Origin of the sequence: Mycobacterium sp. G7A2 (assembly GCF_041902445.1) — a bacterium.
Classification (GTDB): Bacteria; Actinomycetota; Actinomycetes; order Mycobacteriales; family Mycobacteriaceae; genus Mycobacterium.
Map to the genome: position 1 here is coordinate 3613108 of NZ_CP169251.1, position 22481 is coordinate 3635588.

The window sequence follows — 22481 nt, forward strand, 5'->3', positions numbered from 1 at the left end:
CGCTGGTTTGCGTCCTGTCCTGCGTTCCAGCGGTGCAGGATTGTTGCCGGGGAGCAATGCGAGCTAATCATCAGGATGACACCGTGCGGACGCGACGACCACTGCCACCTGCGGCATTGCCGACGGCGCTGTCGATCGTCGCCTGTGCGATTCTGGGGCTCTGGCTGATGTTCGGCTGGGGCGGCCCCAGCGTGGTTCGCCTCGTCGATTCGGTCGGCCTGGCGGTATTCGCGGTGTATGCCGCGGTCTGCGCCGTCGCGGCGGCGCGATCCGCCCACGGGCGTCAACGCAAGACGTGGGCGATCATGGCCGCTGGGCTCACGGCGTGGGCGGGCGGCGAACTGACCTGGGCCTTCTATGAGCTGGTGTTGGGACGTAGTCCCTATCCCTCGCCAGCCGATGTGCTCTACGTTGCGGCGTCCCTACTCATCCTCACCGCGATGGTGCAATTCCCCCGCGCGCAAAGTGCTCATTCACGCCTCCGAAACGTCGTGGACGCACTCATCGTCGCCGTGGCACTCCTGGCCCTCATGTGGGTCCTCCTGCTGGACGGCCTCTACGAGGCGAATCGCGGCGACGCGATCGCCCTTACGCTGGCTCTCCTTTATCCCCTGCTCGATATCGCCATGATCGTGGTCGCGGTACTCAACGCGTCGGCCTCGCGACGAGGACAGCGCATCGTGCTGTTGTTGCTCGCTGCGGCCGCGGCCCTGATGGCCCTGTCCGACATGGTGTTTGCCTACTTGAACGTCACCGACGACTACGCCACCGGCGCACTCGTCGACGTCGGCTGGGCAGTCTCCCTGACACTCTTCGGCGCCGCGGCGTTGCTCAGCAGACAACCCGCGTCGACGCCACCACTGGGTCGCGACGATGTGCCGACCTGGGCGTCGGTCTGGGTGCCCTATGCGCCACTGTTGATCGCCGGAACCGTCGGGCCGGCGGCTGTCCTGACGGGCCCGCTGCAAATCGGGGTGCCGATACTGATGGTTCTGGTGGTAGTCCGCCAGTCGCTGTCGGCGTGGCAGAACAAGCGCCTGCTGGAGGCCGCGGCCGAGCGGGCCCTGCGGGATCCGCTGACAGGACTGGCCAACGGGCCATTGTTCTTCGACCGATTGACGCACGCCATGGCGCTGCGGGGCCGCGATGGCCGCTCGGTGGCGGTGGTGTCACTCGACCTCGACGATTTCAAGCTGGTCAACGACACCCTGGGCCACCACGCTGCCGACAGTCTGCTTGCCGCAACCGGCGAGCGCATCGCTGAGTGCATTCGTCCCGGCGACACCGCAGCACGCATCGACGGCGATGCGTTCGCTCTTCTCCTCGAAGACCGCACCGAGAATTCCCACGCCATCGCCGCTCGGCGTCTCCTGGACGCATTCCGAAGACCGTTCGTGGTCGACGGTCAGGACATGTTCATCCATCCCAGTATCGGCACCGCGGTCGCGTCACCCACCGAGCCCGACGTAGACGCCGCACTGTTGCTTCGTCGCGCCGACTCCGCAATGCGCACCGCCAAGCACTCACGGTCGGCGCAGGTGTGCGTGTTCGATACCGCCACGATGACCTCACCGCGCGAGTCGCCCGAGCGTCTCGCAGCTGCCCCCGTCCCCCGCCCGAGCGAGGGTGCCGCGCGGATCCGTCTGCTCGGTGAGCTGCGCCAAGACATCGACCGACGCGCCCTTCAGGTCGTCTACCAACCCAAGATCGACCTGGGCACCGGGCACCTCGCCGGTGTGGAAGCCCTGCTGCGGTGGCCCCACGCCCACCTCGGCACGCTGCACCCCGACACCTTCCTGCCTTTGGTGCGACAGCACGGTCTCATGCGCCCGGTGACCGACCTGGTCATCGCCCAGTCTCTCGACGATGTCGCCCGCTGGGCCCGCCAGGGCATCCGGCTGCCGGTGGCCATCAACCTCTTCGCGCCGTCGCTACGGGACACCGACCTGCCTGACACGTTGTGCGCCGCACTTCAGCAGCGCGGCCTGACACCGGAGCTGTTGACGGTGGAGATCACCGAGGACCTGGTGCTCTCCGAAGTCAGCACGGTCACCACCGTCCTGCAGCGACTGCGCCAGCTCGGCATCCGCATCGCGATCGACGACTTCGGCAGTGGATACTCCGCGCTGTCATACCTGCGTGACCTGCCCATCGACGAGATCAAACTGGACCGGCATTTCATCGCCCACGTCACCACCAATCCCAAAGCCGCGGCCGTGGTCGAGGCCGTCATCAACCTGACCCACACCCTCGACATCACCGTGGTCGCCGAAGGTGTCGAAGACGCGGAAACGGCGACCTGGCTCACCGACCATCGGTGCGACGTCGCCCAGGGTTATCTCTACGGCAGACCCACGACCGCAGACGACATCCCCGGTTTCATCGACGTGCCGAGCGCCACCCACATCGCTGTGCAGAGCAGAAGCTGAGCCGCAGCGGCCTATCGCGCCAGCTGGACGATCGCGTTCCAGTACCGATCGCGTTGAGCCTCGGGCACGACGGGAGCGAACCCGACGGCGAGCGTTTCGATCTGCCGCATGTCCTGCGAATCGGCGTACAACTGAGCCGACCCGGTGCTCGGGAAGACCAGGAGCCGAAACCTGTCGGTGACGACCGCTTGGGTGCAGCCGGCCTCAGCGCAGTTGACGTCGGTGGCCTCGACGGGGTGATCCACGTCGAAGCCCTCGCGCTGCAGCGCACTGACGATCTGCTCGGCGGTGCGCGACACGAGCGGCACGGCGGCTGACTGTGCCGTCGAATCGGACGACGGTGCCGCGGGCGTCGAGCAGGCACCCAAGCAGAGAGCCACCCCGGTCAGCGTGGCGGCCAGCACGGCGATCCCCCTGCGTGTCACGGTGTGCGCACCGTCAGCTCGACCAGCGGCAGGTCGGTGCCCGGCGGATCGACCCGCCCGTCGAGACTGTGCTCGATGACGCCCTTCAGCGACGCCCAGGCCCTCGGGTGGCGGGCGACGTAGTCGCTGAGCGCCCGGTCCGCCTCACTCGGCGCCAATCTGCGGGCTACGGCAGGTGCCGACGAGAGTCGACCGGTGGAGATACGAACCTGAGGCTGGGCCATGACGTTTCGGAACCACTGCGCCGACTCCCCAAAACCCGAGGCGACGAGATACGTGTCCGGCGCGGGATGCCCGAGTACCTCGAGCACGACTTGGCGTGGCTGGCCGGACTTGCGACCGATGTGCTCGAGCAGCACCATGCGTGAACCGAGAATTCGACCGAGACCCGCCTTGTACAGCGCGATGGGCGCTCGCGCCAGGGCCGGGGTGCGCAGAAACACCTCGCCGAGCTTGGACATCGGGGCCGTCACCCATCGCGAGAATGCGCCGGTCGCCATGATCACCGCCCTCGACTCTCGTTGTTTGCGCCTGCCCTTCCGTCATAGCCCCGCGCCACCTACTCCCGCAAGCGACCGTGTCTGAGGCCGCGCCGTCCGGGAACCACCGGGAACCACCGAGCGTCGTCGCCACGCCCGACCGATCGACCGGCGAGACCGTCATGTCCGCCCGCATCGAATGCGTTCCGGCGAGCGGGGTACCTAGCCCCACATGGCTCTGGTCCTGGCTTTCGGTGTGGTCCTGCTCATCAGCGTGTCGTTGTCGGGCCTGGCCGCCCGCACCGTGCTGTCCACGGCGTTGATGTTCCTCATCGCCGGTGCGCTGCTGGGGCCCGGCGGATTCGGCGTCGACAACATCCACGCCGACGATCCGATCGTGAACGCGCTGGCCGATCTCGCGCTGTTCACCGTGTTGTTCACCGACGGCCAGCGGGCGAATCTGCCTTCCTTGCGCGAGAACTGGCGGCTGTCCGGCCGGGCACTGGGGCTCGGGATGCCGCTGACCATGATCGGCATCGCCATTCCAGCCCACTTCCTGCTCGGCCTGGACTGGGTCACCGCGTTCCTCATCGGCGCCGTGCTGTCCCCTACCGACCCGGTGTTCGCCTCGGCGCTGGTGGGTCGTTCCGACGTGCCTCTGCGGCTGCGCCGGCTGCTCAACGTCGAGTCCGGCCTCAACGACGGGCTGGCGCTGCCCGTCGTGCTGATACTGCTGGCCACGGCCCGGCACGCCGACACCCATCCCCTCGATGTCGCGGGCGAACTTGCTCTCGGCCTGGTGGTCGGAGCCGTCATCGCCGGCGCGGTGGCGCTGCTGTGGCGGTTGCGCTTGTTCACCGCCGAACCACGCCTGCAGCCGTTGGGTCCCACGGCAATCGCGGTCGTGGTCTACGCGACGTGCCACCTCACCCACGCCAACCCCTACCTGGCAGCCTTTGCGGCCGGTTCGACGCTGGCGACGCTCGACCCCGTCGCCGCCGAGAACTTCGAATCGTTCGGTGATCTCATCTCCGAGCTGACCAAGTTCGCCGCGCTGCTGGTCTTCGGCGCGCTGATCACCCCCGAACGTCTGGCAAACCTGACCTGGGTGCAGTGGTTGTTACCGGTCATCGCGATCCTGCTGGTGCGGCCGGCGGCGCTGTTGCTGTCGCTGCTGTGGACGCGGTTGCCGGCCCGCGAACGGCTCACCGCGGCATGGTTCGGCCCCAAAGGTTTCGCGTCGGTGGTGTACGGGCTGCTCGTCCTGCAATCCGGCATCCCCGAAAGTGAGGCGGTCTTCGACATCGTCGCGGCCACCATCGCCCTGTCGATCGTGCTGCATTCCACCACCGACGTTCCCGTCGCGAAGCTGCTGCGCGTCGAGCCGCCCGACGACCTGCCCAACCCCGCTCCGACCGGGGCGCGACGACCGGAGCAGCCGCGGGCAGGCTAGGGACGGTCGCACATCCAGGCTCACCGAAGAGCAGACCGGCGCACCAGTCGGCGAACTGCTGAAAAGCTGGGGACGAAAGACGGACACGGCGTGCGAAAGAGGTGGTGGTCCCGGCTGGGTTCGAACCAGCGACCTTCCGCGTGTGAGGCGGACGCTCTCCCACTGAGCTACGAGACCGAGAATCCGACGAGTCGAACGAGGCAGAAGACTAACACGCAACGCGGTGCGCCCGAGAATCCGCTGGTTGGCACGCCAGCACGGCTGTATGTCGATATCGTCGGATCATGAAACTGGTGGTCGCGGCAGCGGCGGTGGGCGCTATCGGTTGCCTCGGCCTCCCCACTGCCGGCGCAGACGTCGTCGGCTTCACCTCACCGAGCGGGAACATCGGCTGCATCCTCGCCGACGGCACAGTGCGTTGCGACGTCGCCGAGCGGGACTGGGCACCTCCCCCGCGACCGTCCGGCTGCCCGGATTTCACCGACTACGGCCAAGGCATCACCCTCGGAACCACCGGGTGGGCGAGCTTCGTCTGCGCCGGTGACACCACCTTGGGCAGCGGCCCCGCCCTGCCGTACGGGCAGTTCGAAGCCGGAGGCGGCGTGAGCTGCTCCAGCGAGTCCTCGGGCATGCGGTGCTCGAACTCGGATGGCCACGGGTTCACCATCTCCCGGCAGGATTACACGCTGTTTTGATCTGCCGCGGCACCCGGTGAGCAAGGGATTTGTGCCCGCGTAAGTGCGTGGACTATCGTTGCGCTTCGCAACGGGCGACGATCTCGCCCGTAGCGTGCGGATGTAGCGCAGTTGGTAGCGCATCACCTTGCCAAGGTGAGGGTCGCGGGTTCGAATCCCGTCATCCGCTCGAAGGTGCAGTGGCATCAACCCCAGCGGTGGAGTGGCCGAGTGGTGAGGCAACGGCCTGCAAAGCCGTGCACACGGGTTCGATTCCCGTCTCCACCTCCAAGGTGTTTCCCGGCGCGATTAGCTCAGCGGGAGAGCGCTTCCCTGACACGGAAGAGGTCACTGGTTCAATCCCAGTATCGCGCACCAGCATGACCCCCGTCAGGCACGGCTCGTCGTTGAACCTCGACTCCCCCACAAACGCGGCCATGCGATCCCGACCTGCTGCGTAATACTGAACGCCATGGCGGGGCTGGTTGACACATGAGCGCGATCGACGCGTTCTTCACGGTGTGGGCGCGCGCACGCCGCACATTCGGCGCCGGCACGCCCGCGGCGGGCACGCAGTTCGACGCAGGCACGAAGCTGCGGCAGTTGGGCGTCGAGGTCGAATCGGCGGCGCCGCAGGCAGTCTGGTCTGGAGGAGCCGCGAAAGCCTACGACGCCACGAACACTGCCCACCGCGGGCGGTTCGATCGACTGGCCGAGCTTGATCACCGTCTCGGTCGCAGCGTCGACCGCTCTGCCGAACTCGTCGGCGCAGGCCGCCAGCGACTCGACGCACTCCGGCAATGGGTCAGCGACGCCGCGGCAAGCGTGCCCCCGGGCAGGTTCCAGGAGGCGCAACTCACTCAGATCGCCAGCGCGGGCCTGGGGCGGCTGCAGGAGATCGTGCTCGGCACCCACACCGACCTCGGCGTCGTCGCGCAGGACATCGTCAAGCTCACGACCGAGTACGAGTCGGTGACCTCGGACGAGAAGCTGGCAGGCGGTGACGGGGAGGGCGACGAGAAGCCCGATGAGGCCACCGACGGCACCGACAAGACCGACATGTCCTCAGGAGACATCAACGAGGTCGACCACGCCAACCGCGACATGCTCGAGGAGATGCGACAGGAGTACCAGCAGCTGCCGGACGGACAGGTCAAGACCGACCGGCTCGCCGACATCGCAGCGATCGACGAGGCACTTCGCACACATGGCTCATACCTGATCTACCTGGAGAAACCGGACGATCCGTCGCAGATGATCCCGGCGGCGACGTCTGTGGGCGACCCGTTCACCGCCGACCACGTCTCCACCACGGTGCCCGGGGTCTCGGGCACCACCCGCGGCGCCATCGCCGGCATGACCCGCGAAGCCGCCGAGTTGCGCAACGAGGCGATTGAGGTCGCCAAAACGGCCGACCCCGACAACCCGATTAGCACCAACATCGCGACCGTGGCGTGGGTGGGCTACCAGCCGCCGGCCAACCTGGGCCAGACCTCCGTCCTCGACGACGACCTCGCCCAGGCCGGCGCGCCGAAGCTGACGTCGTTCCTCTCCGACCTCGACGCCGCGTCCCGAAATCCCGGGCAGACGACCGCGCTGTTCGGGCACTCCTACGGCTCGTTGACCTCCGGAATCGCGCTGGGTGACGGAGCGAGCGAATACGTCGACAACGCGGTCCTCTACGGCTCCCCCGGCTTTCAGGCCGTCACCCCTGCCGATCTCGGGATGACCGACGACAACTTCTTCGTGATGGCCACGTCTGACGACCCGATCAACTACGTTGCCGACGTGGCGCCGCTGCACGGCTGGGGCGCCAGCCCCAACGATGTCATCGACAACGGCGATGGAACGCTGCGGTTTCGCTTCGAGCACCTCGAGACCGATGCCGGAAACACACCGATTCCCGGTTACGAGTCCAAGACCGGGGCGTCCGGGCACTCGGACTACGGCCGCAACGCCGGCGAACGGATGACCGGCTATAACCTGGCAGCGATCCTGCTCGACCGCCCCGACCTCACGGTCAGAGAGACGCCGCTGTCATGGTGACCCGCAACCGCACCCGACCCACATTCGGACTCTGCGCCCGAGCAAGTCTGGTGTGCGTATCCCTCCTGATTGGTGGCTGCTCCGTGAGCGAGAACCCGTACGAATCTCAGACCGTCCACGGTGACGAGGCCGTTGAACTGATCGACAGCATGCGTGCCGACGGTTCCTACGAGGACGCGCGGCGACGCATCAACGACGCCGCTGCCACCATCGCCGAGCGGATCGTCGGCGCCGTCCCGGGACAGACGTGGCAGTTCAGCCCCGACCCGAACGTGCAGCAGGTAAAAAGCGACGGGCTGCCGTGCGACAGACTCACCGGCGACATTGCGCGGCGGCCGCTCTCGGACATGGTGGAGTTCGGTCGGCCGTTCACGTCCGAAGAGTTCGCGACGGCCAGCGACATCGTGCGCAGTGAGGCAGCCGAGTTCGGCGCCGATGGCGAGGATTCGCTGTTCAACGAGCAGTCCAAACGTGACTTCCACGTGCAGGGCGGCGGGTTCGAGTTCGACCTCCGGCAGGGTGGATCGGCCATTCTGACGATCACCGGAGACTGCTTCCTCGTGCAGTCGGTGATCGATTCACCCGCCGGACAGTTGCCCACCCAGCCGCCGGCCGCGCCTTCGACCCGGTGACCGCGCCGTCGACTCGGTGACTGCGCCGCCGGCGCGGTGACCGGTTCTCAGCCGGTGCGCAGGTCCGGGGCCTGGGGGAACCGGCCGTCGAGCGCGTCGACCATGCCCACGACCGTGCGCAGATCGCCCTCCGCCGTGCGAATCGCGCGGCGCAGCACGTTGACCGCCCCCAGGTCCCCCGCATTCTGGGAGGCGGTCAACCGCCTGACCTGCTTGGCCAGGTCCGATTCCATGTCCGTGCGCAGCCCTGTGAGAAAGGCCCGGAAGTAGTCGGCCTGCTGTGAGTCGGCCACCGCGGCGTGTTCATTGCCCAACATCGCAACGAAATTAACGCCTGTCCCGGTGGCACGCCAACCGGTGGGCGCATGTTTTCGAAGCTGCGACCTAAGTGGCTATCAGCTGCGTCTCAGGTTGGCTGCCTAGGTTCACTATCAGACGTCCCCCCAACGACGTCCCCGATATTCTCGGCCCGCCACCGACCCCCCCTGGGTGGCGGGCCGAGATCTGTTTGCTGGCGGGAAAAAGCACATGGGGCCCGCTGGGGCCGCTAGGGTTCGCTGAGTACCGGCACGACGACCAGGGGTCTGGACATGATTCGCGAAATGCTCACCGTGAGCGCACTCGGCGCGGCGGCGGTGTGGGCAGCCACGACGGCTTCGGCGGAGCCGGGCCCCAGTTATCCCGACGACCCGGGTCGCTACGCCAGCGACGTACCGGGCATGGTCTACGACGTCCAGCTGACCGGACCCTGCACCAACATGGAGCGCTTCACGTTCGGGCGCGGCCGCGGCGGACAGCCCCTGCAGTGCCGCTGGGTGCCCAACCAGTGGCCGCCGGTCTACACCGGCTTCTGGCAGGCCACCTACGAGTTGCACGGTGTGCAGGACATCGGCGCGCCGTGCCCGCGGCCACAGGCTGCGGCCCAGGCGCCGGACGGTCGGCCACTGCTGTGCCTGGGTCCGCAGGGCTGGCAACCCGGAATCTTCAACGGGGCCGGCTTCATCCCGATGTGACCGCTACTGGCTGCGCAGGGTCCTGCTCGGCTCGATTCCGAACACGGCCTTGTACGCACTGCTGAACCGTCCCGGATGGGTGAACCCGCACCGTCCGGCGATCGAGGTGACGGTTTCGCGCGCCGGGTCGGCCAATACCAGCGCCTTGTGTGCCCGTTCGAGCCGAACGCGACGCAGGTACTCCAACGGCGTGGTCTGAAGGTGCTCCCGAAACGCGTACTGGATGGCACGGGGGGTCACGTCGGCAGCGGCGGCGATGTCACGGATCGTGATGTCGTACTCGGCGTTGCCGTCGATGAAGTCGAGCGCCCGGCGCAACATGCGCGGGTACTTCGCCATCGACTTCGCACTGACCATGCCTTCCTAGATTCCCGGGCCCGACGCGCACCGAAACACGCAGTGACCTATTCCACTGCCTGACACCATCAGCACATGACCGATCGAATCGAAGTCCAGCGCACCATCGACGCGGCCCCCGCCGACATCTTCGCCGTGCTGTGCGACCCCCAGGGCCATGTCGCCATCGACGCCACCGGGATGCTTCAGGACGCCGAGGGCGCCCCCGTCCAGGCGGTCGGCGACAGCTTCGTCGTCCACATGGACCGCGAAGCGCTCGGCGACTTCCCTCTCGGCCGCTACGACGTATCGGTGCTGATCAGCGAGTACGAGCAGGATTCGGTGATCGCGTGGACGATCCTCGGGCAGATCCGTCCGCAGATCGGCCACGTCTACGGCTACCGGCTCGAGCCCACCGACGACGGCACCCTCGTCACGTCGTTCTACGACTGGACCGACATCGACCAGCACTGGCGTGATGCCGACATCTTCCCGGTCGTGTCGGAAGCGGCGCTGAAAGCCACGCTGGGGATCCTGGACCGGACCGTGCGACGCGGCTACCCACAACCATCGTCAACCTGAGGTTGACCCGACGCTCACGTCAACCTAGAGTTGACCCATGGGCCAGCCCGTCACCGTCAACCACCCCGTCCGCCTCGACGACCTCATCGACGCGATCACCGCCGTCCACGCCGAACCGCTGGAGCAGCTCACCGACGCCATGCTCGCTGCCGAGGCGCTCGGCGACGTCGCCGACCATCTGATCGGCCACTTCGTGGACCAGGCCCGCCGCTCCGGGGCGTCGTGGACCCAGATCGGACAGTGCATGGGCGTCACGAAGCAGGCCGCCCAGAAGCGCTTCGTCCCGAAAACTCCCGCCGACGCCTCGGCCCTGGACCCTGCCGCCGGGTTCAAACGGTTCACCCCCCGCGCCCGCAACGTCGTCGTCGAAGCCCAGAACCGGGCCCATGCCGCGGGCAACCCCGAAATCCAGCCGACCCACCTCCTCCTCGGCCTTCTCGCCGACCCCACCGGCCTGGCCGCACGCCTGCTCGCCAACCAGGGCGTCGAGCTCGCGTCCCTCGCGGACTCCATCACGCTGCCCCCCGCAGCGGCCGAGCTGCCCGCACTGATCCCGTTCGACACCCGCGCCCGCAAAGCCCTGGAACTGACCTTCCGCCAAGCGCTCCGGTTGGGCCACAACTACGTCGGCACCGAGCACCTCCTGCTCGCGCTGTACGAGGAAGAGGAAGACGACGGTGTGCTGCACAGCGCCGGCATCGACTGGGACCGGTTCGAGTGCGACCTGCGCGCCGCGCTGGAAGCGATAACGCCCAGCTGACCCCGGCGACGCCCGACGTCCGAGGACGTCGGTCGCCCACAACGGCCCGGGCTCGCCGGTCGATGTGCGATCATGCCAAGCACGTCTAGGAGGGACACCCACATGCGTCGCTGGCTCGTGTTTCTGATCGCCACCTTGGCGGCCTTCGGCGGCGTTCTGGCACCGCCGGCCGCCGCGGCCAACATTCCGATCGGGCGCCTCGGCGAGCCGTTGCGCGTGCAATTCGAGGGCCTGGTCGCCGATGTCTCGGTCAACAACATCGTGCCCACCCCTCCCCCTCCCGGCTTCGGGTATCCCCCTCGCGCCCCGCGCTATCAGGTGTTCCGCGCCGACGTCACGATCACACCCATCCAGCTACCGACGCCCTACGCCATGGCGATCACGTTCCAGTTCCGCGGCGTCACCCCGACCGGCGACGCCTACGAACCGCGCAACAGCGATGCGCCCGACGCGTTGCAGTTCGGCATGGCCAACGCGCAGGTCGGCCAGACGTTCAGCGGCGGGGTGTGGTGGGACTGCTACCGCGACCTCGTGTCCAACGTCGTCCTGCTCGACAAGCTCACCGGCATCCGGCTCGCGCAGTGGAATGTCGCCTGACCCTTCAGATCGACACGGCCACAACGGAACTGGCCGACGCCCTAGCTGAGGTCGCGGCACGGACGTTCCCGTTGGCCTGTCCACCGTCGAGCACCTCCGAGGACATCGACGCGTTCATCGCGGAGAACCTGTCTGCTGACCGCTTCGCCCACTACCTCACCGACCCCGACCGCACGGTGCTGGCCGCCCGCCGCGACGGACGGATCCTCGGCTATGCGATGACCGTGCGGGGGGTTCCCGACGACCCCGACGTCCAGCGCGCCGTGCCGCTGCGCCCGGCCGTCGAACTGTCCAAGATGTACGTGCTACCCGACTGCCACGGCGCCGGGGTGTCGGCCGCGCTGATGGACGCGGTGGTGCGCTACGCGTCGGCGCAGCACGCGGCCTGTGTCTGGCTGGGGGTCAATCAGCAGAACCTTCGCGCGCAACGCTTCTACGGCAAGCACGGATTCGAGATCGCCGGTACCAAGACCTTCCACCTCGGCGCCGAGGTGGAGCACGACTATGTGATGGTGCGCCCGGCGTGACCGGCGGCGGTCAACGCCAACAGCCGTGACGTGGCGCGCAGGTACTTCTTGCGGAACCCGCCGGCGAGCATCTCGTCACTGAACACGGTGTCCAACTTCGCGCCCGACGCGACGACCGGGATGCCGGCGTCGTAGAGCCGGTCGGTCAGCGACACCAGCCTCAGTGCGACGTTCTGGTCGTCGAGGGGATGCACGCCGGTGATGAACACCGCGGTGACACCCTCGATCAGCGTCAGGTAGCGAGACGGGTGCATGGTCGCCAGATGCGCACACAGCCCGTCGAAGTCGTCCAGCGTGGCCCCCGGCACCGCTGCGGCGCGACCAGCCACCTCGGCGTCACTGGGCGGTTGCGGCGCCGGCGGCAGATCACGGTGCCGGTAGTCCGGCCCTTCGATCCGCACGGTCGTGAACATCGCTGCCAGCGTGTGGATTTCGCGCAGGAAGTCCTGTGCGGCGAAGCGGCCCTCCCCCAGCTGCTCGGGCAGTGTGTTGGAGGTCGCCGCCACCGAGACACCCCGTTCGACCAGAGCGGACAGCAGCCGCGAGATCAGCGTGGTGTTGCCGGGGTCGTCGAGCTCGAACTCGTCGATACAGACCAGCACGTACTCCGACAACAACTCGATGCACTCGACGAACCCGAACACACCCGCCAACTGGGTCAGCTCACCGAAGGTGGCGAATGCCCGCTTGGCGTTCGAGTCCTGGCCGACCTGGTAGTACGACGACGCGAGCAGATGGGTCTTGCCGACGCCGAAACCGCCGTCCAGGTACACCCCCACCCCGGGCAGCACCTCCCGCTTGCCGAACAACTTCTTCTTGCCGGCCCGCCGGGTCACGGCCTGGTCGCAGAACTGCCGGCACGCCTGCACCGCGGCAGCCTGCGACGGCTCGGCCGGATCGGGGCGGTAGGTGTCGAAACCCACATCGGCGAACGTGGGCGGCGGAACCAGCTGAGCGATCAGTCGTTCTGGAGTGACGCTCGGGTGCCGGTCGACCAGATGTGCGACATCGCTGGGCCCGTGCATGCAGGCACCTTAACGGCGTGCTGTGATTCTGCGTATGTCCGAACACGGCGACGGGACGCAGTTCACACTCCTGGGCGGCGTCGACGCTGTCGACGCCGGGGACCTGTCAGCGCACTACGGCTATCCCGACAATCTGACCCGATGCTGGGTGCGGGGCAACATGATCACGTCTGTCGACGGCGCAGCCACCAGCGGCGGCAAGTCCGGCGCGCTCGGCGGAGACGCCGACCGCGCGGTGTTCGGTGCGCTGCGCGCCCTGGCCGACGTCATCGTCGTCGGGGCGTCGACCGCACTGGTGGAGGACTATTCGGGGGTCCGCCTCAGCGCCGCCGATCGCGAGGCGCGGCGCCGGCGCGGACAAGCCGAGGTGCCGCCCATCGCCGTGCTGACCCGGTCCGGCCGGCTCACCCGGGACGCGCCGCTGTTCCAGCGCACCGAGGTCGCACCGCTCGTGCTGACCAGCACCGAGGCCGCCGGCGAGGCACGCAGCCACCTCGGTGAGCTCGCCGAGGTCATCGACGCGTCCGGCCCCGACCCCGCGTCGGTGGATCTGCACGCCGCGCTGCACGCGCTGGCCCAGCGCGGATTGCTGCGCGTGCTGACCGAGGGCGGACCCGGCGTTCTGGGCATGTTCACCGACGCCGACCTGCTCGACGAGTTGTGCCTGACGGTGGCACCGGTGCTGGTCGGCGGCAAGTCGGGGCGCATCGTCGCCGGTGCCGGTGAGGTGCAGGCCACCCTGCGGCTGGACCGCGTGCTCACCGATTCCGAGGGCTTTCTGTGCCTGCGCTACAGCCGGGCTCGCCGCGGGCCGGCCGACTGACGGCGATCAGTACTGTGGTCGGCATGCGTTTGCGTGTGGGAGCGGTGCTGGCGGTTGCGCTGAGCACGGCGCTGGCCGGGTGCGCGCCCGGGCTCGCGGCCAATCCTCGCTATGCCACCGACTCCGGGGCGGGCCCGCAGGGCGCCCCCGAAACCACCACTCAAGCCTCCGGGCCGCCGGCCGTGGAAGCCCCCAAGAACGAGTTGTCCTGGCAGGACTGCACGTCGCGGGTGTTCAGCGCCGCGGCCGTCGACCCGATCCCCGGCGTGGCCCTGGAATGCGCCAGCTATGACGCCGACCTCGACCCCATCGCCGGTGCCAGCGGCACCGTCAACATCGGGGTGGTCCGGGCCCGGTCCAGCGACACCCCCGCCGACGCCGGGCCTCTGGTCATGACCACCGGCTCGGATCTGCCCACCTCGGAGCAGTTGCCGGTGTGGCTGTCGCGGTCGGGCATCGAGGTGCTCAGCAGCCACCCGGTGGTCTCGGTGGACCGGCGCGGCATCGGGATGTCCGGAGCGCTGGATTGCCGGGACAGCTTCGACCGCCAGGAGATGTTCGACCAGGTCCAGTTCCAGGCCGGTGACGACCCGGTCGCCAACCTGCGCGAGATCACCATGACCGCCACCACCAGCTGTACCGACGCGATCGCCCCCGGCGACTCCGCCTACGACAACGCGCACGCCGCCGAGGACCTCGAACGCCTGCGCACGACCTGGGATGTGCCCGCACTCGCCCTGTTCGGTATCGGTAACGGCGCCCAGGTGGCGCTGGCCTACGCCGGCTCCCACCCCAACAAGGTGGCCCGGCTGGTCCTGGACTCACCGCTGCCGCTGGGCATCGCCGACGAGGCAGCGACCGAGCAGCGCGTCAAGGGCGAGCAGGCAGCACTCGAGGCCTGGGCTGCGCAATGTGTGGCGGCCAACTGCCCGCTGGGCGCCGACCCGACGGCCGCCGTCGACGCGCTGCTCTCCGACGCCCGCGCCGGTCGCGGGCCCGGTGGCGCGTCGGTCGCCGCGGTCACCAGCGCGATCTCGACGGCCCTGGGATATCCGCGCGGGGACCGCATCACCGCGGGCAATGAGCTCGCGCTGGCCATCTCCGATGCCCGCGCCGGCGACAGCGCCCGATTCAACGCCCTGATCAGCGAGGCCGAGCAGCTGCGCTACACCGACGGGCAGTTCGTCAACCGGTGCAGCGACGCGCTGGCCCGCCCCACGCCCGACCGGGTCCGCGAACTCGTGGTGGCCTGGGGGCGGGAGTATCCGCAGTTCGGCACCGTGGGCGCACTGGACATGGTCAAGTGCCTGAACTGGCCGAGCGCTTCACCGCCCGAGGAGCCCGGTGGTCTGGAGATCCCGACGCTGCTGCTGGGCGTGCAACACGACCCGATCGTCGGCAACGAGGGCGTCGCTGCCGTGGCGGCCACCGCGATCAACGCCGGGTCCTCCAACCGCCGGGTCCTGTGGCAGGGCACCGGGCACGGCGCCGCGATCTACTCGGCATGCGCGCTGCCCCCGGTGATCACCTACCTGCAGAGCGGTCAGTTGCCGGACTCGGACATCTACTGCCCCGCCTGACACCCCGCCGCCCGCACACCTGTGACCGCATGTCTGCGCTCGGCGCGCCGGGGGCGTCGGGTACGGTGCGCAGGTGCGTGATCTTGTCCTGACCGCCTTCCGGCCTCGCACCTCCCCACCCGACGCCGCCACGGTTCTGCGTTCGGTGCTGTGGCCGCTGGCCATCATGGCGGTCATCCATCGCAGCTATGTGTTGGTCGCCAACCGCTGGATCACCGACGACTTCGCACCGGTCTACCGCGCGGCGGTGCATTTCAAGCTCGGGCGCGACATCTACGACGAGAACTTCACCTGGGTCGATCCGCACTATCTGTATCCGCCGGGCGGAACTCTGGTCATGGCGCCGTTCGGCTACCTGCCCGAAGAGGCGTCGCGGAACTGGTTCATCTTCTTCAACACCGTGGCCATCGTGCTCGCCGGATACTTCCTGCTGCGGCTGTTCAACTTCACCCTCGCCTCCGTGGCCGCCCCGGCGCTGCTGCTGGCGATGTTCTGCACCGAGAATGTCACCAACACCTTGGTGTTCGGCAACATCAACGGCGTCATCCTGCTGTTCGAGGTGCTGTTCCTGCGCTGGCTGCTGGACGGTGACCGCAGCCACGAGTGGTGGGCCGGGGTGTCGATCGGGCTGACGCTGGTCGTCAAACCCCTGCTGGCGCCCCTGCTCCTGCTGCCCCTGGTCAACCGGCAGTGGCGCGCTCTGGTGACCGCCTTCGCGGTGCCCGCCGTGTTCAATGTCGTGGCGTGGCCGCTGATCAACGACCCGATGAGCTTCGTCACCCGCACCGTGCCGTACATCTTCTCCACGCGGGACTACTTCAACAGCTCGATCCTGGGCAACGGCATCTATTACGGGTTGCCGATGTGGCTGATCATGGCGTTGCGGGTGGCGTTCGCGGTCCTGGGCGTGGCCGCGCTGTGGCTGCTCTACCGCTACTACCGCAGCCGCGACCCGTTCTTCTGGATGCTCACCTCGTCGGGTGTCCTGCTGCTCACCTCATGGCTGGTGCTGTCGCTGGGTCAGGGTTACTACTCGATGATGCTGTTCCCGTTCCTGATGACGGTGGTGCTGCCCAATTCGGTCATCCGCAGCTGGGTCGCCTGGCTGGCGATCTACGGCTTCACCACGATGGATCGGTGGTTGATGTGGAAGTGGCCGACCACCGGCCGCGCGATCGAGTACCTGAAGATCACCTACGGCTGGTCGCTGCTGCTGGTGGTGGTGTTCTCCGTGCTGCTGTTCCGCTACCTCGACGCGCGCGAGGACGGCAGGCTCGACGACGGGATCGACCCGCCCTGGATGTCGCCCGAACCGCAGCCCGCGGGCAACTCCGCCCGCGCGGGCGACGGGTAGCCTGGAAACCATGACAGCGACAGGTTCGGGCCACGATGCCAGGCAAGGCCCCAAGCTGGTGCTCAGCGACGACGAATGGCGCCGCCGCCTCGATCCTCAGGAGTTCGAGGTGCTGCGCCGCGCGGGCACCGAACGCCCGTTCACCGGTGAGTACACCGACACCAAGACCGAAGGCGTCTATCAGTGCCGCGCCTGTGGAGCAGAGTTGTTCCGCAGCACCGAGAAGTTCGAATCCCATTGCGGCTGGCCGTCGTTCTTCGACCCCGCCGACTCCGACGCGGTGATCCTGCGTCCCGACGATTCCCTGGGCATGCGTCGGGTCGAGGTGTTGTGCGCCAACTGCCACAGCCACCTCGGCCACGTCTTCGAGGGCGAGGGCTACCCCACGCCCACCGACCAGCGCTACTGCATCAACTCGATCTCGCTGCGGCTGGTGCCGTCGCAGACGTAGCGGCCGCGCTTGTGCGCCGACAGCAGCGCCACCGTGTCGGCAGCCGGCAGAGGCCGGCTGTAGAGGTAGCCCTGCGCGACGTCACACCCGAACTCCCGTAGGCGTTCTGCGGTCGCCGCATTCTCGACGCCCTCGGCCACCGGGGTGATGCCCAGGGCATGAGCCAGGTTGACCACCGACCGTACGATCTCGGCCGAGGCCGGCTGGGTGAGAACCGGCGCGACGAACTCCTTGTCGAGTTTGATCTCGTCGACCGGGAACTCGCGCAGGTACCACAGCGCAGAGTAGCCGCTGCCGAAGTCGTCGATCGCCACTCGAATCCCGTTCCTGCGCAAGGTGTTGAGGACCGATCGAGTCCTGTCCATGTCGGCCAGCAGCAGGTCCTCGGTGATCTCCACGGTCAGCGCCTGCGGGCTCAGCCCGCGAGCCTGCAGGGCGCCCATGATCCGGTCGGGCAGCGCGGGATCGCTGACTGCCGGGGCGAACACGTTGACCGCCACCGGCACCCCGACGCCGCGGCGGTACCACTCAGCGGCCTCGTCGAGCGCCAGCTCGAGGACGACGGTGGTCATCGAGCGCATCAGCCCGTGCTGACGCACCAGAGGCAGGAACCGGTCCGGCTCGAGCAGGCCACGCCGCGGGTGCGGCCAGCGGATGAGTGCCTCCATACCGACGATCGCCGCGCCCCGAATGTCGACCTTGGGCTGGTAGAACATGGTCAGTTCGCCGTGGTCGATGGCGTGCCGCAACTCGCCGAGCAGGCGCGCCGCATCCGGCACGTCGTCCGCGTCCGGATTCGCCGCGGGCTCCGGCCCGGCCGCCGGGTCCGCTCCGTTCGCCGGCCCGGCCATCCGCTCACCCCGCGCCTGGTCGGCGACCTCGAGAAGCAGACGCCGGTTCTCGCCGATGACCAGGAACTGGCGGACCATCACCGCGAACACGGCGACCGCGGCCCCGACGAACACCGGTTCCATCCCGTCGATGAGCGCGGGCGCGCACAACACGGTCGCGGTGGCGACGGTCGCATACGGCAGCCAAGTCGACGTGCGGGAGGGGGCGAGGTGGTCGCCGTCGGCCTCACCCCGGTCGGCTCCGGGCATTGACAGCGCGCCCAGACCGATCGCGACGAAGCCCAGCACCCAGCCCACCGCGGTCTCCTGAGGACCCCACACCTCCCGGGTGGCGGCGAAGTACGCGTAGGCGGTGTCCGATGCGGCGATCAGCACCAGACCACCGGCCAGCAGCGACAACTCGGGACGTCGGTGGGCGGGCGCCCGGACCAGTAGCAGCACCGCGACGGCGACGAAGACGATGTCACCCACGGGATAGACCAGCGACCACGCGGTGGACATCGGGTCGCTCGACCGGACGCGGTAGACGTCGTCCAACACCGCCACCCAGGCCACGCCGAACAGGGCGGCGGCAACGGTGAGTCCATCGAGCATCAGTCGCAGGCGCGCTCCGGGCGACTGGGCGGTCAGCAGGAAGACCAGGCACACCCCGGCACCGGCAAGAAAGAACAGATAGCCCACGCTGGACCACCAGGGCAGAGGTGTCTGGTGTGCCGCGAGCCGGGACACGCTCCATCCGGCGGCGCCCACCGCCCACCCTGCAGTGCCCAGCGCCATGCAGGCCCATGCGCTACGTTCGCGGCCGCTGCGCCGGTACGCCGCCAGCGCCGAGCACACCGCGGCGAACAACGAGAACCCGACGAGTCCCGCCTCGCCCGCCACCCGCAACGACGGGTCGGCGGCCCCACCGAACAGCAGCCAGACGGCATAGCCCACGCCCGCGACGGCGACACCGAGCGTCACCCCTCGCCGGCTCGACATGCGCGGATTCTAGCAATTCACCATCGGCGACTCGTGCCAGAACCCGCCTGCCGAATCGATTTGCTATCGGTTCAGCAGCTCACCGAGTCGGAGGCATACGTGCATTTCAGCAGGTTGATCCAGTACATGCAGCATTTGCGCCGGCGTCAACGTAGTTCCCGCTTCTGTTGAATCAGCAAAGGATGACTCAGCTGGTCAGCGGACACTCTGGGCAGTGGGAGCTCTGGTCAGTGGACGCTGTCACCGGCCTCCTCCGAAGCCAACCGTCGGGTTTGAACCAGTTCCAGGACCGCGTCCGCCGACAACGGCTTGCTGAAGTGGTAGCCCTGAGCGATGGTGCACCCGTAGTCGAGCAACCGCTGCGCGGTCTGGACATTTTCGACACCCTCGGCCACCGGGGTGATGGCAAGTGCATGGGCGAGGTCGATGACGGCCCGCACGATGGCCGCCGACGGAGCATGGGTCAGGATCGGCGCGATGAAATGTCTGTCCAGTTTGAGCTCGTCGACCGGGAATTCGCGCAGGTACCACAGCGCCGAGTAGCCACTGCCGAAGTCGTCGATCGCGACGCGGATCCGGTGCTCGCGCAGCATCCTCAGCACCACCCGCGTCTTGGCCAGGTTATCCAGCAGCAGGTCCTCGGTGATCTCGACGGTCAGCATCTCCGGCGGCAGACTCCGGTGGTCGAGCGCCGACGACAGCTGACGGGGCAAGCCCAGGTCGCCCACCGCGGGGGCGAACACGTTGATGGCCACGGGCAGTTCGGCGCCCGCTGCCCACCACTGCGCCACGTCGTCGAGCGCGCGATCCAGCACAGCAGAGGTCACCGACCGCATCAGACCGTGCTGGCGCACCAGCGGCAGGAATTGGTCGGGGGTCAACATCCCGCGGTGCGGATGCGGCCAGCGCACCAACGCCTCCAGCCCCACCACCGTCCCACACTGCAGGTCGAACTTGGGTTGGTAGACCACACTCAACTCGCCGTGGTCCAAGGCCCCCCGCAGGTCACGCAGCAGCCGCAGCGACGCCCGTCCGGCGACACCGGTGTCGCTGCCCCGCACCGGCACCGGGGCTGACACCGCCGGATCCTCGCCCCACTGCAGCTCCATCTCCGGACTGAACGTGAACGGCGTGCCGGCCTGGGCCCGCTTGGCGCTGTACATGGCGACGTCGGCCTGCTTGAGCAGATCCTCGACCGTCAGGGTGACGCTGTCCGGCGTCGCGATGGCCAGTCCGACGCTGGGGCGCACCAACAGATCCTGACCGTCGATCAGGAACGGCCGGTCGAATGCGGCCACCACCTGGTGTGCCACCGCCCGGGAGGCGTCGGGGTCGCCCTCCATCAGCACCGCGAATTCGTCGCCGCCGAGGCGGGCGACGGTGTCACTGGCCCGCACCGCATTGTTGAGGCGTTCGGCCACCCGCGCCAGGATGGTGTCGCCGGCCGGATGGCCGAGGCTGTCGTTGACGAGCTTGAAGTCGTCGAGGTCGATCAGCAGCACTGCGACCGCTCGGGCTTCGCGCTTCTGCAGCGCCATCGCGTGGGTGAGCCGGTCGATGAACAGGGTGCGGTTGGCCAGGCCCGTCAAGGGGTCGCGCAACGCCCGGTCGGAGACCTCGGCCAGCAGCCCGCGGTTGTCCCTGAGTACCAGCATCTGGCGCAGCATCACCGCCAGAATCGTCAGCGCGCCGACGATGTAGAGCGGCCCCAGACGCGGGATCATGATCGGCGCGCAGATCACCACCACCGCCGTCACCGGCACGAACGGCATCCACATGGAGGCGGGCGAGAAGACCGTCGGCGGTTTCGCCGGCAGGGCGGCCGCTCGTGCGCGGGTCGCCAGGGCCGCGGCACCGATGGCGATGAATCCGTAGACATAGCCCAGGGAGATCGCTTCGCGGTAGACGCCTTCGACCGTGGTGAGGTAGGCGTAGGCGACGTCGGCGATCCAGATCGAGATCAACCCGACAGTCAGCATCGCCAACGGCCGGCGTTCTGTCGGCGAGGCCCGCACGAGCAGCAGCAGTGCGATCGTCACGACCGCGACCCCGGTGACCGGGTACATCAGCACGAGCACAAGCGCGAACCAGTCCATCGCCTTGGCCGCGTAGACCGTCGCCAGCAGCCCCACCCAGACGGCCCCGAACAACGCGCCGGCGACGACGACCGCATCGAGGAGCACCCGCAGCATCGTCGAACGGGGGTAGTCGCGCAGCATGACGAGCAGGGCCAGGCCGGCGCCCACGGGCATCAGCGCATAGCCGACGTCGGCCACCGACTGGAACGGCGGGACCTCGTTGGTCAGCCCGTTGTAGGTCCAGACCAGTTGGCCGGAGGCGAACCCGCAGAGCCCGACGGCGATCCACCACCAGGCCACCCGACGTCGTCCGTGCAGGCGTCGCGCAGCCGCCCCGGCACACACGGCGGCCGACAGAGCGACCAGCATCACCACCACGTCGTTGACGACGCGAACCGCCGACAGGGTGCTCCACCTGCTCAACTGCAGAACAGAGAAAGCTCCCGCCGACACAGCGATGACGCTCACCGCTGCCCTGGGGCTCAGCACCGGTCGATGCTAGCAACACCCCAGGGGGTAGCGCGCAGTAACTGACGTCACCGTCATATACCTGCTGACGAGCGCGAAAGGCGGGTCGACGGGCAGGGTCAGCGAGGTGGCTGGACTCCTACGCCGGCACGCCGTCCATCGCGATCACGGAAACCAACCGACCAGCAAACCCGGTCCCGGTCAGGGCAACGCGTGGATGAGCTGCTCGACCGACACCCGCGGCCCGGTGAAGAACGGCGTTTCCTCACGCACGTGCCGACGCGCGTCCGTCGCCCGCAGATCCCGCATCAGGTCGACGATCCGGTGCAGTTCCGGCGCCTCGAAGGCCAGCAGCCACTCGTAGTCACCCAGCGCGAACGACGGAACGGTGTTGGCGCGCACGTCTTTGTAGTCGCGGGCGGCCATGCCGTGCTCGGCCAGCATGCGGCGCCGCTCGTCGTCGGGCAGCAGATACCACTCCAGCGAGCGGACGAACGGATACACGCAGATGTAGGCGCCGGGCTCCTCACCGGCCAGGAACGCCGGAATGTGGCTCTTGTTGAACTCTGCCGGCCGGTGCAGGGCCACGTTGCTCCACACCGGATTCGACGCGCGCCCCAGCGTGGTGGAGCGGCGGAACTCGGCGTAGGTCGCCTGCAGGGCCTCGACGTTCTCCGCGTGCGTCCACATCATGAAGTCGGCATCGGCGCGCATCCCGGCCACGTCGTAGACGCCGCGCACCACAACGCCGTTGTCCTCCTGGCGCTTGAGGAACGTCGCGGTGTCCTGCACCACCGCCGCACGCGCATCCTCGTCGTACCCGAGTTCGCCGGGGCGCACGGCGAACACCGAGAACATGAGGTAGCGGATCGTGGAGTTGAGCGTGTCGTAATCGAGCTTGGCCATGCGCCCATCGT

At 68.2% G+C, this 22481-nt stretch carries 22 protein-coding genes and 4 tRNA genes; 17 read left to right on the forward strand and 9 right to left on the reverse strand.

Features of this window, described 5'->3' with window-relative positions; genetic code table 11:
• Positions 1-83 precede the first annotated feature (83 nt).
• Positions 84-2429, forward strand: a complete 2346-nt coding sequence (locus tag ACEWX3_RS17130; protein ID WP_374157168.1) for a putative bifunctional diguanylate cyclase/phosphodiesterase — start codon at positions 84-86, stop codon at positions 2427-2429.
• A gap of 11 nt (positions 2430-2440) precedes the next feature.
• Here ACEWX3_RS17130 and ACEWX3_RS17135 read toward each other — a convergent pair whose 3' ends face one another.
• Positions 2441-2854 carry a hypothetical protein gene (locus ACEWX3_RS17135; RefSeq protein WP_374157169.1) on the reverse strand — a complete coding sequence of 138 codons (414 nt, stop codon included), beginning with the start codon at positions 2852-2854 and terminating at the stop codon, positions 2441-2443.
• Positions 2851-3354 carry a nitroreductase family deazaflavin-dependent oxidoreductase gene (locus ACEWX3_RS17140; protein ID WP_373889087.1) on the reverse strand — a complete coding sequence of 168 codons (504 nt, stop codon included), beginning with the start codon at positions 3352-3354 and terminating at the stop codon, positions 2851-2853. Before ACEWX3_RS17140 ends, ACEWX3_RS17135 begins: the two co-directional genes overlap by 4 nt.
• 211 nt (positions 3355-3565) lie before the next feature.
• Here ACEWX3_RS17140 and ACEWX3_RS17145 point away from each other — a divergent pair, with 211 nt between their 5' ends.
• Entirely contained in the window at positions 3566-4786 is a 1221-nt protein-coding gene (locus ACEWX3_RS17145) for a cation:proton antiporter (protein ID WP_374157170.1), read from the forward strand.
• 102 nt (positions 4787-4888) lie between these two features.
• Here ACEWX3_RS17145 and ACEWX3_RS17150 read toward each other — a convergent pair.
• Positions 4889-4963 (reverse strand) — tRNA-Val (locus ACEWX3_RS17150).
• A gap of 107 nt (positions 4964-5070) precedes the next feature.
• Here ACEWX3_RS17150 and ACEWX3_RS17155 point away from each other — a divergent pair.
• The 6 genes from ACEWX3_RS17155 to ACEWX3_RS17180 all read left to right on the forward strand — a co-directional run bounded on the left by ACEWX3_RS17155 (position 5071) and on the right by ACEWX3_RS17180 (position 8138).
• Positions 5071-5481, forward strand: coding sequence for a DUF6636 domain-containing protein (locus ACEWX3_RS17155; protein ID WP_374157171.1), 411 nt, complete (start codon positions 5071-5073; stop codon positions 5479-5481).
• A 96-nt stretch (positions 5482-5577) separates the two neighbouring features.
• Positions 5578-5650 (forward strand) — tRNA-Gly (locus tag ACEWX3_RS17160).
• Positions 5651-5677: 27 nt separating this feature from the next.
• Positions 5678-5751, forward strand: a tRNA-Cys gene (locus ACEWX3_RS17165).
• Between the two features lie 12 nt (positions 5752-5763).
• Positions 5764-5838: transfer RNA gene (locus ACEWX3_RS17170), tRNA-Val, on the forward strand.
• 114 nt (positions 5839-5952) lie between these two features.
• Complete coding sequence (locus tag ACEWX3_RS17175) at positions 5953-7506, forward strand: alpha/beta hydrolase (protein ID WP_374157172.1); 1554 nt, start codon at positions 5953-5955, stop codon at positions 7504-7506.
• Between the two features lie 83 nt (positions 7507-7589).
• Positions 7590-8138 carry an LppA family lipoprotein gene (locus tag ACEWX3_RS17180; RefSeq protein WP_374157173.1) on the forward strand — a complete coding sequence of 183 codons (549 nt, stop codon included), beginning with the start codon at positions 7590-7592 and terminating at the stop codon, positions 8136-8138.
• A gap of 47 nt (positions 8139-8185) precedes the next feature.
• Here ACEWX3_RS17180 and ACEWX3_RS17185 read toward each other — a convergent pair whose 3' ends face one another.
• On the reverse strand, positions 8186-8455 hold the full coding sequence (locus ACEWX3_RS17185; RefSeq protein WP_374157174.1) for a hypothetical protein: 270 nt from the start codon (positions 8453-8455) through the stop codon (positions 8186-8188).
• Between the two features lie 273 nt (positions 8456-8728).
• On the opposite strand from ACEWX3_RS17185, the gene ACEWX3_RS17190 reads away from it, so the two are divergent.
• Entirely contained in the window at positions 8729-9151 is a 423-nt protein-coding gene (locus ACEWX3_RS17190) for a hypothetical protein (RefSeq protein ID WP_207068183.1), read from the forward strand.
• A gap of 3 nt (positions 9152-9154) precedes the next feature.
• Here ACEWX3_RS17190 and ACEWX3_RS17195 read toward each other — a convergent pair whose 3' ends face one another.
• On the reverse strand, positions 9155-9508 hold the full coding sequence (locus tag ACEWX3_RS17195; RefSeq protein ID WP_374157175.1) for a helix-turn-helix transcriptional regulator: 354 nt from the start codon (positions 9506-9508) through the stop codon (positions 9155-9157).
• A gap of 75 nt (positions 9509-9583) precedes the next feature.
• Between ACEWX3_RS17195 and ACEWX3_RS17200 the strand changes: the two genes are divergently transcribed.
• From ACEWX3_RS17200 to ACEWX3_RS17215, 4 genes are all read left to right on the forward strand, one after another.
• Entirely contained in the window at positions 9584-10069 is a 486-nt protein-coding gene (locus ACEWX3_RS17200; protein WP_207068181.1) for a polyketide cyclase, read from the forward strand.
• A 37-nt stretch (positions 10070-10106) separates the two neighbouring features.
• Positions 10107-10829 carry a Clp protease N-terminal domain-containing protein gene (locus ACEWX3_RS17205; protein WP_374157176.1) on the forward strand — a complete coding sequence of 241 codons (723 nt, stop codon included), beginning with the start codon at positions 10107-10109 and terminating at the stop codon, positions 10827-10829.
• Between the two features lie 102 nt (positions 10830-10931).
• Positions 10932-11426 carry a hypothetical protein gene (locus tag ACEWX3_RS17210; protein ID WP_221357164.1) on the forward strand — a complete coding sequence of 165 codons (495 nt, stop codon included), beginning with the start codon at positions 10932-10934 and terminating at the stop codon, positions 11424-11426.
• Positions 11411-11953 (forward strand): GNAT family N-acetyltransferase, encoded by a 543-nt coding sequence (locus tag ACEWX3_RS17215; RefSeq protein ID WP_221357165.1) that lies wholly within the window; start codon positions 11411-11413, stop codon positions 11951-11953. Before ACEWX3_RS17210 ends, ACEWX3_RS17215 begins: the two co-directional genes overlap by 16 nt.
• Here ACEWX3_RS17215 and zapE read toward each other — a convergent pair.
• Positions 11929-12978, reverse strand: coding sequence for a cell division protein ZapE (zapE, locus tag ACEWX3_RS17220; RefSeq protein ID WP_207067227.1), 1050 nt, complete (start codon positions 12976-12978; stop codon positions 11929-11931). The genes ACEWX3_RS17215 and zapE overlap by 25 nt on opposite strands.
• A gap of 34 nt (positions 12979-13012) precedes the next feature.
• Between zapE and ACEWX3_RS17225 the strand changes: the two genes are divergently transcribed.
• The 4 genes from ACEWX3_RS17225 to msrB all read left to right on the forward strand — a co-directional run bounded on the left by ACEWX3_RS17225 (position 13013) and on the right by msrB (position 17186).
• Positions 13013-13801, forward strand: a complete 789-nt coding sequence (locus ACEWX3_RS17225; protein WP_374157177.1) for a pyrimidine reductase family protein — start codon at positions 13013-13015, stop codon at positions 13799-13801.
• Positions 13802-13824: 23 nt separating this feature from the next.
• Positions 13825-15381, forward strand: a complete 1557-nt coding sequence (locus ACEWX3_RS17230) for an alpha/beta fold hydrolase (protein WP_207067225.1) — start codon at positions 13825-13827, stop codon at positions 15379-15381.
• Positions 15382-15454: 73 nt separating this feature from the next.
• Positions 15455-16735, forward strand: a complete 1281-nt coding sequence (gene aftC / locus ACEWX3_RS17235; RefSeq protein ID WP_207067224.1) for a glycosyltransferase family 87 protein — start codon at positions 15455-15457, stop codon at positions 16733-16735.
• 10 nt (positions 16736-16745) lie between these two features.
• Positions 16746-17186 (forward strand): peptide-methionine (R)-S-oxide reductase MsrB, encoded by a 441-nt coding sequence (gene msrB / locus ACEWX3_RS17240; protein WP_221357170.1) that lies wholly within the window; start codon positions 16746-16748, stop codon positions 17184-17186.
• Here msrB and ACEWX3_RS17245 read toward each other — a convergent pair.
• The 3 genes from ACEWX3_RS17245 to hemQ all read right to left on the reverse strand — a co-directional run bounded on the left by ACEWX3_RS17245 (position 17138) and on the right by hemQ (position 22470).
• Positions 17138-19018 carry an EAL domain-containing protein gene (locus ACEWX3_RS17245; protein WP_374157178.1) on the reverse strand — a complete coding sequence of 627 codons (1881 nt, stop codon included), beginning with the start codon at positions 19016-19018 and terminating at the stop codon, positions 17138-17140. The two genes, msrB and ACEWX3_RS17245, sit on opposite strands and share 49 nt — an antisense overlap.
• 227 nt (positions 19019-19245) lie before the next feature.
• Positions 19246-21585, reverse strand: coding sequence for a putative bifunctional diguanylate cyclase/phosphodiesterase (locus ACEWX3_RS17250; protein WP_374157179.1), 2340 nt, complete (start codon positions 21583-21585; stop codon positions 19246-19248).
• 180 nt (positions 21586-21765) lie between these two features.
• Positions 21766-22470, reverse strand: a complete 705-nt coding sequence (hemQ, locus tag ACEWX3_RS17255; protein WP_207067220.1) for a hydrogen peroxide-dependent heme synthase — start codon at positions 22468-22470, stop codon at positions 21766-21768.
• Positions 22471-22481: the final 11 nt, after the last annotated feature.